The sequence below is a fragment of the Pedobacter sp. UYP24 genome (assembly GCF_054057295.1).
Window position 1 is genome coordinate 124,142 of sequence record NZ_JBSRZD010000009.1, and the last position, 14,113, is coordinate 138,254.

Here is a 14,113-nt window from a genome sequence, read left to right on the forward strand (position 1 = left end):
CGACTCTAATCATCGTATGGATCCGTACCAAACATATCCATCACCAACAATAGCGTTATGGTAAAAAAGTATTTTAATTGCTGAAGACCGAACTAGAAATGACAGGTGATGGATTTTCCTAAAAATATAAACGGTAATAAAACATTAGGCAAAAAACGTATTTTGCTAGTCGTATAATACACCACACCAATTACGTCAAAATGAAAAGGATCTCTGCCCCTGTTATTTTATTTCTGCTTTATCCGGCAATTCTGTTTTGCCAGTCTGCAACAATTAAAGTAGAAAACCTAAAATGCGACAACCTGGTAAACCCCATTTCAATTGAAAGTCTGTCACCAACTTTGAGCTGGCAGCTGGTATCGGAACTTCAAGTTAAAAATCAAACTGCATACCAAATAATAATATCAACCAGCGCTATATTGCTAGTGCAAAACAAAGGAGACTACTGGAATAGCGGTAAAATCATATCATCAAATTCTACGCATATCAGCTATAAGGGCAAAGTATTATCGTCCAGAAAAAAGTTATACTGGAAAGTGATGATCTGGGACGAGAAAAACCAGCCTACACATTGGAGTAAAAATGCTTCCTGGACTATGGGCTTATTGCAACCGCAAGACTGGCAAGCGAAATGGATTGGGCAGTTTGAAAACCCATATCCAGATTCTTCCATTACCTACCCCGCACCCTTCTTCCGCAAAGAATTTGCTATTCAAAAAAAAATAAAGCAGGCAACAATTTATGTAAGCGGACTAGGTTTTTATGAGCTTTTTTTAAATGGCAAAAAGTTAGGCGATCAGGTTTTAGCCCCTGCGGTTACCAATTATGATAAAAGGCCGTTTAAGAAATTATTATACCCTTATGATGATCAATCTACCCAAAGGGTGCTCTATAATAGTTTTGATGTTACTTCCAGTCTCGGTCAACAAAACGCCATCGGGATATTGCTTGGTAATGGGTGGTACAACCAACGTGACCGAAGGGTAGAGGGAGATATGTGGTATGATCTCCCCAAAGTAATTTTTCAACTGGAAATAGTCTATACAGATGGCTCAACCAGTCGCATATTATCCGATAATACATGGAAAACAACTACCGGCCCACTGTTAAAAGATGGCATTTTTACTGGTGAGCAATACGATGCCCGGAAAGCACTTGGCGACTGGAACAAAAAGAACTATAATGACAAGCAATGGAATAAAGCAATTCTTGTGCGCCCACCTACAGGAAGCCTGCATGCACAAAACGCACCTTTTGATAAAATAATAAGGACACTAAAACCGAGTTTCGATGGTAAAATAAGTGATTCCGTTTATGCCTATCATTTAGAGGAAACCATTGCAGGTTGGGCATCAATTAAGGTTAAAGGAAAGGCAGGAGACCAGCTTAAAATAAGATATATCAGTGAGGAAGGCGAAGATTATGGACAGAATGACACCTATACCTTAAAGGGTGGCGAAACTGAAAGTTGGGAACCAAAGTTTACTTGGCATGCCTTTAGAAAAATAGAAGTTGTTTCCCATCATGTAATTCTTGATCAGGAAAGCTTAACCATCAAAGATGTCCACACGGATGTAGCATCAAACGGTAGTTTTGAATGTTCTGATCCTTTCCTGAATAAAATAAACCATTCTTATTTAATAACTCAAAATGCAAATCTCCACGGCAGCATCAGCAGCGATTGTCCCCATAGAGAAAGGCTTGGTTATACCGGCGACGGACAGGTGGCCATGGAAAGTGCGTTGTATTCATTTGATATGTTTCAATTTTACCGCAAATGGTTTAACGATATTGATGATGCAAGAAACAAAAAAACAGGCTTTGTTACCCATACCGCACCATTTAGTGGTGGTGGTGGCGGACCAGCCTGGGGATCTGCTTATGTGATTATGCCATGGCTCTATTATTCTTATTATGGTGATGTTTCCATCCTTACCCAGCATTACACAGGTATGAAACAGTGGGTAGATTACCTGGAAACCCGAACCGATGAAAAGGGACTAATCTCCAGAGAAGAACCAAATGGATGGTGCCTTGGCGACTGGTGCACCCCTACCCCTATTCAAGTTCCAGCGGAATTGGTAAATACAGCCTATTTTTACCATGTTACAGTTATCATGTCAAAAGTTGCCAAAACACTTGGTAAAACTGAGGATTACAACAGACTGGTAAAACTTGCAGCATCTGTCAAAATAAATTTTAACAAGGCTTATTATAACAGTTCAACAAAGACCTATTGGGAAGGAAGAGAAGGTGCAGACGTGTTTGCTTTAGCCTTTGGCCTGGTACCAGAAGAGAAATACAATGATGTTTTCAATTCCTTATTAAATCATTTAGAAAAGATTAACTATCACTTCGATACAGGAATCCTTGGTACGCCACTATTGCTAAAAGTACTTTCTCAAAATGATCGGGATGATATTGCCTACAAAATAATGACTCAAAAAGATTTCCCTGGCTTTGGCTACCTGTTGGATAGCAAGAATAGCACATTATGGGAATCCTGGAATGGCGATGGCTCTAAAAGTCACCCCATGTTTGGAAGCGTTGTAGAATGGTTTTATTCTGCTATTGGAGGGATAAAAACCAATGCGGAGCATGCCGGCATGCAACACTTTGTTATAGCACCAAAGACAATAGCAGACTTAGCTTACTGTAAATCTTCCTACAACAGCTTATATGGAAAAATACGCTCAGAATGGAAAAGAACAGCAAATGGAAATCTTGATGTTATCATTGAAATCCCTAAAAACAGTACCGCAACATTCATACTCCCACAAAACAAAACTGAAATACAGGACAACACAGGCAAAAATATAGCTGCAAAAAAGGTTATGGATAAGTACCAGGTTGATTTTCAATCGGGAACCTATAGGTTTACAGTTTTAAAATAGCAGATAACCAATGGCAGCTAACATAAGGAATTCGTTGTAGCTTGTTATGACCTGGAAGTGGCTTTGCTTTGGGCTAGATAAGGTTTCAGTTAGGTTTTGCTTGGGAATTCATTGTTAAAAGGTACCTTTTAACAAGCAAGCCCCAACCAAGACCTAAGCAAAGGGTTACTGAGTATAGAACGAGGCCATAACTTAGTGCGCTGTTGAATTATACAAAATCCATCCTCTTCATTACAATCTCTGATTTGTCATATTAGTACTATAACATTTTACTTTTTATAATTTAATATGTTATTGTATTACATTTGTTCATATTAATAGATAAAAAATGAATATTTCAAGTATGAGCAGCCTTACCGCCCCAGAAATTTCAATGGTAGACAACAACAGTTCTGGGTTTGATACACCCATGCGTACTGATGCATTTGAACTGGAAGATGATGCAAAAATTGACATCATTGCAAAGCACTTTACTGGCATTATGCAGGCGCTTGGGTTAGATTTAACAGACGACAGCCTAAAAGATACGCCAAAAAGAGTCGCTAAAATGTATGTAAAAGAGATATTTAGTGGTTTGAATCCAGCCAATAAGCCTGAACCAACATTATTTAAAAATCCGTATCAATATAAACAGATGCTGGTTGAAAGGAACATCGCTGTATTTAGCAATTGCGAACATCATTTTGTGCCAATTGTAGGGAAGGCTCATGTTGCTTACATCAGTAACGGGGAGGTTATAGGCCTTTCAAAACTAAATAGAATTGTTCAATATTGCTCTAGAAGACCTCAGGTGCAAGAGCGACTTACCGTTCAAATTGCCAATATGCTTAAAGAAGCACTAGGCATAGAAGATGTGGCTGTAATTATTGATGCACATCACCACTGTGTTTCCAGTCGTGGAATAAAAGATGTTGGCAGTACAACGTTAACAGCAGAGTATTGCGGTCTATTTTTAAATACGGAAACAAAAACCGAATTTCTTAAGTACATCGCCTTATGAGTTTTGAGGGCAAGAACATCCTGGTAGTTGGTGGAAGTTATGGTATAGGCTTATCACTTGTTAAATTGCTAAGTGTGCAAAATGCGAGTGTTTATGTCATATCAAGATCCAAATCTGAAGAATGGGCTAACGATATACATTATTTAGAAGCAGATATCACGCAAAATATCGACTCTGTTGCAACATTCTTACCGGAACAATTACACGGCTTGGTTTATGCAGTGGGCAGTATAACACTCAAGCCATTCAACAGGCTGACTTCAGCAGACTTTTTAAATGATTTTCAGCTAAATGTTTTGGGCGCAGCCCTTATTATTCAACATGCCTTAAAGTCTATAAAAAATGCCGGTGGTGCATCAATTGTATTGATTAGCTCTGTTGCTGCTAGAACCGGAATGCCTTTTCATGGTAGTATTGCAGCGGCCAAAGGCGCAGTGGAAGGAATGGCATTATCACTGGCCGCAGAGCTGGCCACGCAACAGGTTAGAGTAAATGTGGTGGCTCCATCTCTTACTGATACACCACTGAGCCAAAAGCTGCTTAGTTCGCCAGATAAACAGGAAGTTTCTGCAAAAAGACATCCCTTAGGTAGATACGGACAACCAGAAGACATCAGCCAGCTGATTGCTTTTTTATTGTCGGATGAAAGCAGTTGGATGACCGGACAGGTAATAGGACTAGATGGCGGATTAGGTAAGTTAAAAACAACATAAAATGAACACCTCACATCATCAGAGGAGCATGAAAGACCAAAGGATTTATAACAGCGAATTTTTAAATACCAAACGGTTAGTAGCAGACCCACAGGCAGATGAATTTATAGCCTATGTTTTCGAGGATGCTAACAGGAAGAGTAACCTGCAAAAATGGCTGACTGACAAAACAGAGTTAAAGCATTTAAGTTCACTAAAAGCTGATTTCCCCGGTTTTGATGTAATAAACCACTCAGAAACGCTCCCTCCATGGGCAGAAAAACGACTAATGAAGTTAGGCTCGGCTTTTTTCGCCAGGCACTCAGAGATCATTATGAGTCTGTTGGGTTTGTTATCTCTTCCATACTGCTATACTGCAGCCAATGGCGCCATGGTTTTACAGCTATCTGAGCAGATGAGAAATCAAACAACCAAGCGACTATATGATACCGCAATCTTTGTTTGGAAGGTGATGGCTCCAGCAGCTTTCGAAAAAAATGGAAAGGCCTATGAAGAGATATTAAAAGTACGTTTGATACATGGCGCCGTTCGTTATTACACCACTAAGAGCGGAAAATGGGAGAATGCCTGGGGTTTACCAATCAATCAGGAAGATATGGCTGGAACAAATCTATCCTTTTCACTCATAGTAATCCGTGGACTACGCCTGCTGGGCTACACCGTAAGCAGGTCTGATCAAGAAGCTTTTATGCATACCTGGGCAGTAATTGGTCACTTAACAGGGCTAGATCAGGACTTGATTCCCGAAAATACAAAAGAAGCTCAGCAATTGGATATTGCTATTAAAAAACATCAGTTCTGCGTTTCTATTCATGGAAAAGAGCTTACAAAGTCGCTTACCACACACATACTAAAAGTAAATCAAAGTAAGGCTACCGCCAACGAAATATTAGGCCTAATGCGTTACTTATTAGGTAGCGAAATAGCAGATATGCTCTCTATTGAGGCGCCGGAACTTCCAGGTTATAAAATTTCACTGCTCAGAACTTTAAATTTCTTGAAAGGCTTTAAGCCCAGTGGCAATCCCATCCAAGATTATAGGATTGCTTATGCTAAATTTCAAAAACAGAGTTTGGAACTTGTCCAAAGAAATTAATTTACCTTACATGGTCGGGATCTAATAAAAACAATGGACGATTGGAGTACTTAGGAAATAGAAACGACTAAATTACATGACATGAAATCATACCAACTCATTCACCAGTTAATAGACCTGGTAGCGCAACTAGAAGAAGAAAACCATGGTCGGGAAGCTTCTCTTAATGACTTTACTGGGTTCTTGTTGAATAAAGTAGGTGATCCTGCAGCAAACCACTCAATTAATAACGAATCCCGGTTTGGCGACAATGACCAGACTGCGCTAGAAAGTGCCTATCAGCTAGACAATAATATTGGGCGTCTTTTTGTACATATGAGCCGTTATGCCAAATCTTACATCAAAAAGGCATTGGAAGAAACTCCATTAAAAACTGCTGAAGACTTTACTGCGCTTGCCATTTTGCTTACCCACACTCATTTGTCAAAAAGTGAATTGATCAGCCATAATCTACAGGAAAAAACTTCTGGCACTGAAGTGGTAAAGCGACTGATTGACTCAAAATTGGTTAAACAATGGGATGATGTAAAAGATAAAAGAAGCAAACACATCGCCATTACTGAAGAAGGTAAAGAAGTATTATACAAGGTATTTGTAGACATGAATTATGTAGGCCAAATGATCACCGGGAAATTGACTATTGCTGAGAAATTCACTTTGCAATACCTATTGCAAAAGCTGGAGAATTTTCATTTGGAACACTATCAAAAGAAAACAATATTGACAAAGGAAGACTTAAAAAGCTTTACTCTTACTGGAATAAACCTTTAAAATATCAGGCACCTCATCTTTAGTAATGACCAAATCGTGGTTATAGACACGCTTTAAATAAGCCCTATCAACTTTAGTTAAGTGGCTGGTGTGCCACTCCATCCACCATGACCACATTGAACCTTCGGCCAGGCATTTATCAGGATCAGGCGGTGTACCACATTCATGATAAGGAATTGGGACCCGGTCGCCTACAATCTCTTTTGTCTTTTTATACATTGCGCGCTGCGGACTATCTCCTACTCCATAAGTATCAGCCCCGGCAATATCTACATAAGCATCACCAGGATACCAGCTACCGTCTGGTTTTCCAGTATAGCACAATACCCAGATCAGGTTGTTCAGCTTCCGAGTTTTTGTATAATAGTCATACATTGCTATCCAAAGCTTCTTAAATTTTTCAGGTCCTTGTTTACTCCACCAGAACCAGTCTCCATTAAGTTCATGAAAAGGCCTCCAAAGCACAGGCACATTTGCCTGCTGTAACTGTTCCAACAAATCGCCCTTTTTTTTAAGCTCAGACCAGAAAATTTCATACTCTTTTGTGCCTTTCTCCAGGCACTTGTCAATATCCACTGATTTCTTACTGTTTTCGTAGCCTTCGCCATTTAAGGGGGCTCCCATGTGCCACATGATGGTTGGAATTCCTCTAGATTTCCACCAATCTATTGCTCCTTTAACTTCAGCCTGGTTGTCTCTATCAGTAATAAAATCAAACCCATTTATTGCAGGAAGTTTTCCGGTATTTTCTTGTATGTATTTAATTTCATCAATGCCCCAACTGGAACTCATTTGTCCGGACAATATTTTCTTTCCAAACATATCATTGAGATAGGCATAAAGTGCCCTCGCCTCTTTAGAAGCCTTCGGATTTGAAAGTCGGTGTTGCGCATTGGTACTAAAGGACAACAATAATAAAAACGCGAGCACTAGTTTTGCTAGTTTCATCATATGGATAATTTTAGTCATGTATTTTATTCAGCGACAAGGGTTAAGTAGCACCGCGGATCAAGGTTAAATACCGCCTTTCCATCTTTGGCCACTATATTACCAAGCGAAGTCATGTTGCGTGTCCTATCCGTAAGAAATGCTTTAAACTTAGTAATTCCTTTAGGCAGTCCTGTAACCGTTGCTTTCCGCCCTGCACTGTTGTTTACAATATGTATGGTATAATTATTACCCATTCCAGCCAGTGCAGCTACCGAAATATCAGCACGGTTGGCATGCGCAGCAATATGACGCTGACCACTCCTGGTATCTGCAAGTTGCTTTAATTGCCAAAATCTTTGTGTCGGTTTGAGGGGTCCTGTATTACCGAAAACACCACCACCGGTTAGGGGGGAATAATCAGCGGTGAGCTGCCATTGTAAAATAGACAGCGGTTCACATATATCCAGTAAACGCGTGTACAGATTGATCTCTTCTAAAGCATAGGATTCTTCCTCAAAATAAGCAGGGTACTGCCAGGCAGCAGCATCTATACTACCTTCTCCAACTAGCAAATCGACGTTAATTTTTTTAGCGGCATCTGCCCATTTTTGCAGTGTTTTGGTTTCCCAACCGCGCCAGGAGTGAAAAGATATGGCTCCAATATACGGTCTACATGCCGCATCATTCAGTGCCGGATAGATAAATTCATACGTATTGGCATCAGAATTATCACCCAAAAGCAGTTTTGTTTTCAATCCTTTAGATTGGAAGTAAGCTCCTAACCCTTTAATCAGATTCGCATGCTCTTCAGCGGTTTGTCTTACATTAATTCCCAGATCAGATTCATTGAATGAAAAATACGTAGCATCTGTTCCATAATTTACTTTCAGATAAAGGAGATAATCGGTGATCGACTTGTAGATCTCCTGCATTCTGTCCTGATTTAATGGGTTGCCCCAAACTCCTTCAGGAGTAGGACTGTTATTTGGTTTACCCACTATGGCCCAGGTAGGTGGCGACCATGCAGACACGATAACTGGCATCCCTATTTTATGAAGACGCTGAGCCATTTGCATTGATTTTTCAACATGTGAATCCAGCTTTCCCTCCATTGCTGCTACGGTTGGATCAGTTTCCAGATTCCTATGCCAGTCACGCCATGGCATTTCTACCCTTCCAAAGGCTACCCTCATGTTCGATAAACAATAATCTATCACCGGTGGATCGGTTACTGGGTTTTGGAGCCTGAAATTTCCACCTACTCCAGCAAAAGGCCTGCCTTTTATAGCAGCGTCTATGCTAATTTCTACGGGCGCAATATCGATTTCACCGGTAACGCTGATCGTAAAAGATTTTTCATAGACCATACCCTTTTTGAAAAACCGCTGATGTATTGGCACGAACAATTCCGTTAGATTCTTATCAATACCACCCCTAATGATCTGGTAATTTGAGGGTTTAATCTCAAAACTGTTTTTACCTGAGTATTTTGTTTTATTCCACCTTGCCCCAAAATAAACACCGGTAATATTAGTATCAGCTTTTGCTTCACACTTGACTGTTACACTAACTGTTCCCTGTTTTAAATCTGTTACAATTTCGGTGAATTTAATCCCTCCTATCTCCGTATTTACGGTTTGAACATTGCCAATACGATTGAACTTTGGCTTTTGCAGCTCTTTTCCTGAAAACCGAACGTCCGACCAGCCTCCTTTACCCACGACATTTAAACTGGTGTTAAAATCCATCAGCTGTCCCTTTACCCGAATTCCATTCAAGTCGCCCCATGGCATAAGTTCCGCCTGCGCGAATGTACTTTCCGCGGATATAATTGATATAAAGGCAAGAAATAATAATTTAAAAGAAGTGTTCATTTGTCTTAACGGATGTAAATTTTTAAACAATATTACGGATTCGGTGTGATTTTTCCATGAAGCAATTGTTCGCTACTTTCACCAGGATTTACAGTCACAATAAAATCATAAGCTACACCTTTCTTAAAATCCTTGCCTACATTAAGCTGAACATTAGTTTTTTCAAATGGCTTCAGCTTATTAAATTTTGCCATCGGCAGTACAACTTCCTTTCCATCTTTAACAAAAGACAGTTTCACCACGGCTGGTTTCGAATCAACCTGACCAAAGTTTTGAATTTCAATACTGGCATCAAAACCCATCGCTTTAGCAGATAGCACCGGCATCCTGGGTGATAGTATAGGTTCGATAAAATTGATCCCTGGTAAACGTGCATATCCAGTCAACAGCTTTCCAGAGGTGCTCTTACCAATCAGTTTAGCAACATAATCATCTTCTGGTATCCCATGATCTTTTCCATCGAAAGTAACAATCAAATCCCTTCCTGATTTTTCCGTCTTCAATACTTTTGCGCCCTTACCATAGTTAACCTGCTCGGCTCCACCAAACCTTAATGAACGGACATCAATATCTTTCAATGGATTAAAATCTGCTTCAGCTAATATCCTGACCCTGATCTCCTTGGTATATATGTTTATAGCCTTTTTGTCCAGTATGGTAAGCAAACGTCCTTTGGTAAGAGGGATGCAGATGTTCTTTGAGCTATGATTGTCATTCGGCTTGTCCAGTGCCTTTTCTACATCTATTACTGCAAAATTTGCCTGAATGGCGCGACCATAATTATCCTGCAATACCCGCATTCTTTCATACTTATGCCAGGCTTCAACTTTACCATCTTCATGAACAGATACGCCAGGAGTATATGCCTCACCAGATTCCTGTTTCCAGTTGATGCCATCTTTAGAGCGCAAATAATAAGCAATACGGCCCAGCCAGTCGTTCACAATCAAGTGATATTGGATATTATCCCGCCAAACTACGGGATCCTCAAACTCACCACGTATTGCCGGATAGGCACTTTTATCAGAAACCTGGTGGAAAGTAGAATCTCCTGTTTTACTGATCCATGTTCCACCACCCCTATTGATCATTAAGTAACTTCCGTCTTCACGCCGGGCAAAAGTGAGGTTAGTCATTCCGTCGATAATCCGGCGGTCACGGTTCTGGAAATCGAATTTCTTATAAGTCCAGGGGCCGTTTATATCATTACTGATGTAGTATCCGTCAATAACATATACCACCCATCGCCCATTTTTTAGCTGGTATACTTCGGGATTATGACCTGCACCAAGTGTATCTTTCACTACATAGGGTCCATCCATCTTATCCGAAACTGCATGAAAGGTAATGGATCTTGGCCATTCTGCATGCCCCCTATTGGAACTTTCCAACCATGCAGCAGTAAACATGTGGTATTTACCTCCAACTTTTTTGATACTGGCACACCAAAATGACCATTTCTTGTTTTCAATACCATTGTTTATATACCTCGGAACCACGTTTTCTGCACCCCAGGTATCACTAGTCAGTTTACCGTTGTTGCGCATAGGAAGGAAAAGATCCATAAACCTACCACCAAAAACCAAATTTGTCCATTCAGCGGGCCGCGTGCGTTCTGTAGTTTGTGCATCAAGTCTCAAACTAAATGTAAAACTCACTAGTATAGCAAGAAATAAAAGGTTTGCTCTCATAACATGATTTATATTGGATTGTAAATAAAGAGAATTAAGGCTTGTAATTTTTAAAGAAATTAACAGCCTATTAAGCAATCTTATCAAGAATGGGTTTTGAACAAAATCTCTTGAGAAGGTGTCGTGTTTTTTATAAAAATTAGACAGTTTTTGATAATTAAACCCATATATCTTTAGGGACAATTTCTCTGATTTTTGCTGCGAAAGAAAGGCAACGCTATAAATTCATTACCATAATTGAGACTAAAGCTTTTCAATTTTCAGACTTGTAGTTCATTTTTTAGCAATGGTAACTACAGCATGGTAGTTTGCATCCATCATATACATACTATTTTGAACGAGGCTTAAAAACACAGTTTTATAACCTTTTTGTACATTCTCTTTGAGTAGAATTATATTGATTTTTGCATAGGATGAGTTTGCTGGAATGGTTACAGAGTTCGGGATCCTGCTGTAATCTATTCCATTAACCGCCGTTCCATGAACTGTAAAATTTACCGTTAGTGCTTTCGCCGTACTTCCTGTGCGTGAGATTTCAAAAACACCTGCATCTTCACCTTTACCGTAAGCAATTAGACGAGTAGCATTTATATTTATTTTAGAATTGGACGCTTTTGGAAATGTAATGTCCGTAACATAGTTACCTATGTTAAAATTACCTTCTTTTGTATTCGTAATTCTGGAGCCATTTACACAATAATTTGTAAAAGAAACACCACTTATGCTATTAGACACGTTTTTTGGAGTATACCACCCTGCGTTTAACGAATTATTGCCATTTGGCCATGGGCACTTCGAAGCATCTTGACTTCCTATTTTACCAAAATTCTCTTGGCTGATCTCATTTAATTTAATGTTTCTAATCCTACCATTTCCTTTGTCGGGATTACCATAAGCACTAAAGTCCCAAAAAGTTACACCGGCAAATAAACTGTTTGGCGGATTTTCTGATCTGATGTTATTAAAAGTACAATTAGTAACCGTACCACCACCATTGCCACCAGACCATACCTCTAAAAGATTACCAGTTATATTACCAAGAATTCTGTAACCGTTAGCATGGTCAATGTTTTCCATATTGAAATTAGAAGTTACACCCGGCGATGCATAGTAACCTATTGCAATCATTCTGCCTCCTGCAACCTGATTAAATGCAACTGAATTGTTTACATGGATATCCCAATCTTTATCAGCGGTACCTGTATTGTGTGCGGTAAAAGGATCGTCGGTATTTATAATAATGCAATCGTCTATGTTAACGCTCCTACCTGCCATTCCAATACCATCGGTATTCCCTACTTCCATCCCGGTGATACATTTTACATTTCTGAAAGAAAGGTGTGTTCCATAAGTCATTACATTCCATGCAGTGGGATTTCTCAATATGATCCCTTCCATCTTCCAGTTATTACCGTTGTTTTGAAGCAGATTGTACATCCTCCCAGCTGGCCTATTTATATCGCCTCTGCCCTCTAATACACCTCGTCCTTTTATAGTTACATTATCAGCATTTATATTAAACATAGTTTTTGCGTCTCCATCTGTTGTAGACTGAATTACAGCTCCAGCAGCAACATAAATAGTGGTATTTGCTTTACAATTTAATCCATTAGCTGTATAAAGACCTGGAGGGAAGTATAATACTCCCTTGTTGGGTATTGCATCAATAGCATTTTGAATTTGCCTGGAATTGTTATTATTACCACTCTTATCAACCCCGTAGTCCAAAACATTAATTACTCTTATGTCATTCAACTTTGGAACATTTTCCTCTATGCCATCTGCAAAAATTGCCAAAGATTCTATAGATGAATTTACATGGTGAAGAATCATTTTTCGCGGCTTATCAAGTGAAAACGTTAACTCATTCCCTGACTTAGATGATACGATCCCATAGCTTTTTGGACTGAGAACATAACTACTAACCAATTCATTTACTGTTATCTTCAAATCTATTTTCCCAGCAAATGCAAAATGAACATAACTTGGCACTTTGCTTCCCCGTATTTTAATCACTGGAACGGAGATTCCATTTACAGTAACGCTATACCGATTGCTAATATTTGCGTCCATTTCTTTTGGATCTAATACAACCCAGCCCTTATTTGATTGAGCTACCGACTGGAAACCAATTAAAAACAAAAACACCAAAAAAAAGCTATAGAGATTAGATGTCCGCCAATATCTATATAGGCCTCTCTTATCTGCAGATAATATAGCCTTCTTTACACGCCTATTGGTTGATCTCAAGCTTATACCCCTTTCCGCGTACAACAACAATGTTGATATTGGGATCAAATTCCAACTTCTTTCTAAGTTTTGATATGAACATATCCAGACTGCGACCCACAATAACACCTTCATCTTCCCAGATCTCTTTTTGCAGCCTACTTCTCTCTATAATTTCATTAGGCGATAACGCGAAAATGAGCAATAGACGCGTTTCGGTTCCAGTCAGGTCTATGTTGTTATTATTTATGATGAGCTTACGTTCCTGCGCGTCAAACAATACAGCACCAAAAGCAAATGTTTTAGCGTACTTATCGTTAGGTAAGACTTTCCGAGGCTTAACAGACCTCAAGAAAATGAAACCTACAAATGCTAAAAAAGGAAGGCCACCCAGAAGATATCCGCTCTTTGATGTATTTAGGCCCACAGGTTTAAACTTAATGTTAATCAGATAATGCGCTACCGGTTGCTTTCTTCCTATGCAGGTTACAATATCATCTTTTTTATTTTTGGATATAGCATATCCATAGGCTACACCAGGCTTGCCACTTTTCAGAACATTGACAACATAATCACTTGCTAGCGGATCTTTGGCTAATAGACGCCGGGTAATATTTACAAGAGAATCCGCTTGGAAAGTAAGCTCATTCTCGAAACTGATTTGATATTCATGATCTGCGAGTTTTTTTACCGGGAGCACCCTTGATGTACTGTCGCCTGATTGCAAGAGTAATTCATGCCCGATCTTGCGTAGCAAAATTTCCTTTTTGGCTAGATCAAAACCATCATCACCTGCCATACTGAAAGCCATACAGGTTATGAAAGCAAAAAAGAGTAATGTAAAAACAAACAGGTACTTGCGTTTCCCAAAGAAGAGGTTTTGACTATCACTCATCATATTTATATTTTATTTAC

10 protein-coding genes are annotated in these 14,113 nt (G+C 39.4%); 5 read left to right on the forward strand and 5 right to left on the reverse strand.

Annotated features, from left to right (window positions below; genetic code table 11):
• Nucleotides 1-200: 200 nt before the first annotated feature.
• From ACVWYN_RS15260 to ACVWYN_RS15280, 5 genes are all read left to right on the forward strand, one after another.
• Entirely contained in the window at nt 201-2,894 is a 2,694-nt protein-coding gene (locus ACVWYN_RS15260) for a family 78 glycoside hydrolase catalytic domain (protein ID WP_457289741.1), read from the forward strand.
• 328 nt (nt 2,895-3,222) lie between these two features.
• Nucleotides 3,223-3,894: a GTP cyclohydrolase I FolE gene (folE, locus tag ACVWYN_RS15265; RefSeq protein WP_457289742.1), complete on the forward strand. Its 672-nt coding sequence runs from the start codon at nt 3,223-3,225 to the stop codon at nt 3,892-3,894.
• Nucleotides 3,891-4,607: an SDR family NAD(P)-dependent oxidoreductase gene (locus ACVWYN_RS15270; protein WP_457289743.1), complete on the forward strand. Its 717-nt coding sequence runs from the start codon at nt 3,891-3,893 to the stop codon at nt 4,605-4,607. The genes folE and ACVWYN_RS15270 overlap by 4 nt, the downstream gene beginning before the upstream one ends.
• 1 nt (nt 4,608) lies before the next feature.
• Entirely contained in the window at nt 4,609-5,703 is a 1,095-nt protein-coding gene (locus ACVWYN_RS15275) for an oxygenase MpaB family protein (protein WP_457289744.1), read from the forward strand.
• A gap of 81 nt (nt 5,704-5,784) precedes the next feature.
• A complete protein-coding gene (locus ACVWYN_RS15280) occupies nt 5,785-6,474 on the forward strand; it encodes a MarR family winged helix-turn-helix transcriptional regulator (protein WP_457289745.1) in 690 nt (229 codons plus the stop codon).
• Here ACVWYN_RS15280 and ACVWYN_RS15285 read toward each other — a convergent pair.
• The 5 genes from ACVWYN_RS15285 to ACVWYN_RS15305 all read right to left on the reverse strand — a co-directional run bounded on the left by ACVWYN_RS15285 (nt 6,439) and on the right by ACVWYN_RS15305 (nt 14,096).
• Nucleotides 6,439-7,425, reverse strand: a complete 987-nt coding sequence (locus ACVWYN_RS15285) for a glycosyl hydrolase (RefSeq protein WP_457289746.1) — start codon at nt 7,423-7,425, stop codon at nt 6,439-6,441. The two genes, ACVWYN_RS15280 and ACVWYN_RS15285, sit on opposite strands and share 36 nt — an antisense overlap.
• A 23-nt stretch (nt 7,426-7,448) precedes the next feature.
• Nucleotides 7,449-9,278, reverse strand: a complete 1,830-nt coding sequence (locus tag ACVWYN_RS15290; protein ID WP_457289747.1) for a hypothetical protein — start codon at nt 9,276-9,278, stop codon at nt 7,449-7,451.
• A gap of 32 nt (nt 9,279-9,310) precedes the next feature.
• A complete protein-coding gene (locus ACVWYN_RS15295) occupies nt 9,311-10,969 on the reverse strand; it encodes a glycoside hydrolase family protein (RefSeq protein WP_457289748.1) in 1,659 nt (552 codons plus the stop codon).
• A gap of 273 nt (nt 10,970-11,242) precedes the next feature.
• Nucleotides 11,243-13,042 carry a hypothetical protein gene (locus tag ACVWYN_RS15300; protein ID WP_457289749.1) on the reverse strand — a complete coding sequence of 600 codons (1,800 nt, stop codon included), beginning with the start codon at nt 13,040-13,042 and terminating at the stop codon, nt 11,243-11,245.
• A gap of 160 nt (nt 13,043-13,202) precedes the next feature.
• The gene (locus ACVWYN_RS15305; protein WP_457289750.1) at nt 13,203-14,096 is read right to left on the reverse strand and encodes a winged helix-turn-helix domain-containing protein; all 894 of its coding nucleotides are present in this window, start codon (nt 14,094-14,096) and stop codon (nt 13,203-13,205) included.
• Between the last annotated feature and the right edge of the window lie 17 nt (nt 14,097-14,113).

Bases quoted from the DNA above. Each gene is read 5' to 3' on its own strand.
- ACVWYN_RS15260 (WP_457289741.1), top strand. From the start codon at position 201: ATGAAAAGGATCTCTGCCCCTGTTATTTTATTTCTGCTTTATCCGGCA.
- folE (WP_457289742.1), top strand. From the start codon at position 3,223: ATGAATATTTCAAGTATGAGCAGCCTTACCGCCCCAGAAATTTCAATG.
- ACVWYN_RS15270 (WP_457289743.1), top strand. From the start codon at position 3,891: ATGAGTTTTGAGGGCAAGAACATCCTGGTAGTTGGTGGAAGTTATGGT.
- ACVWYN_RS15275 (WP_457289744.1), top strand. From the start codon at position 4,609: ATGAACACCTCACATCATCAGAGGAGCATGAAAGACCAAAGGATTTAT.
- ACVWYN_RS15280 (WP_457289745.1), top strand. From the start codon at position 5,785: ATGAAATCATACCAACTCATTCACCAGTTAATAGACCTGGTAGCGCAA.
- ACVWYN_RS15285 (WP_457289746.1), bottom strand. From the start codon at position 7,425: ATGATGAAACTAGCAAAACTAGTGCTCGCGTTTTTATTATTGTTGTCC.
- ACVWYN_RS15290 (WP_457289747.1), bottom strand. From the start codon at position 9,278: ATGAACACTTCTTTTAAATTATTATTTCTTGCCTTTATATCAATTATA.
- ACVWYN_RS15295 (WP_457289748.1), bottom strand. From the start codon at position 10,969: ATGAGAGCAAACCTTTTATTTCTTGCTATACTAGTGAGTTTTACATTT.
- ACVWYN_RS15300 (WP_457289749.1), bottom strand. From the start codon at position 13,042: ATGGACGCAAATATTAGCAATCGGTATAGCGTTACTGTAAATGGAATC.
- ACVWYN_RS15305 (WP_457289750.1), bottom strand. From the start codon at position 14,096: ATGATGAGTGATAGTCAAAACCTCTTCTTTGGGAAACGCAAGTACCTG.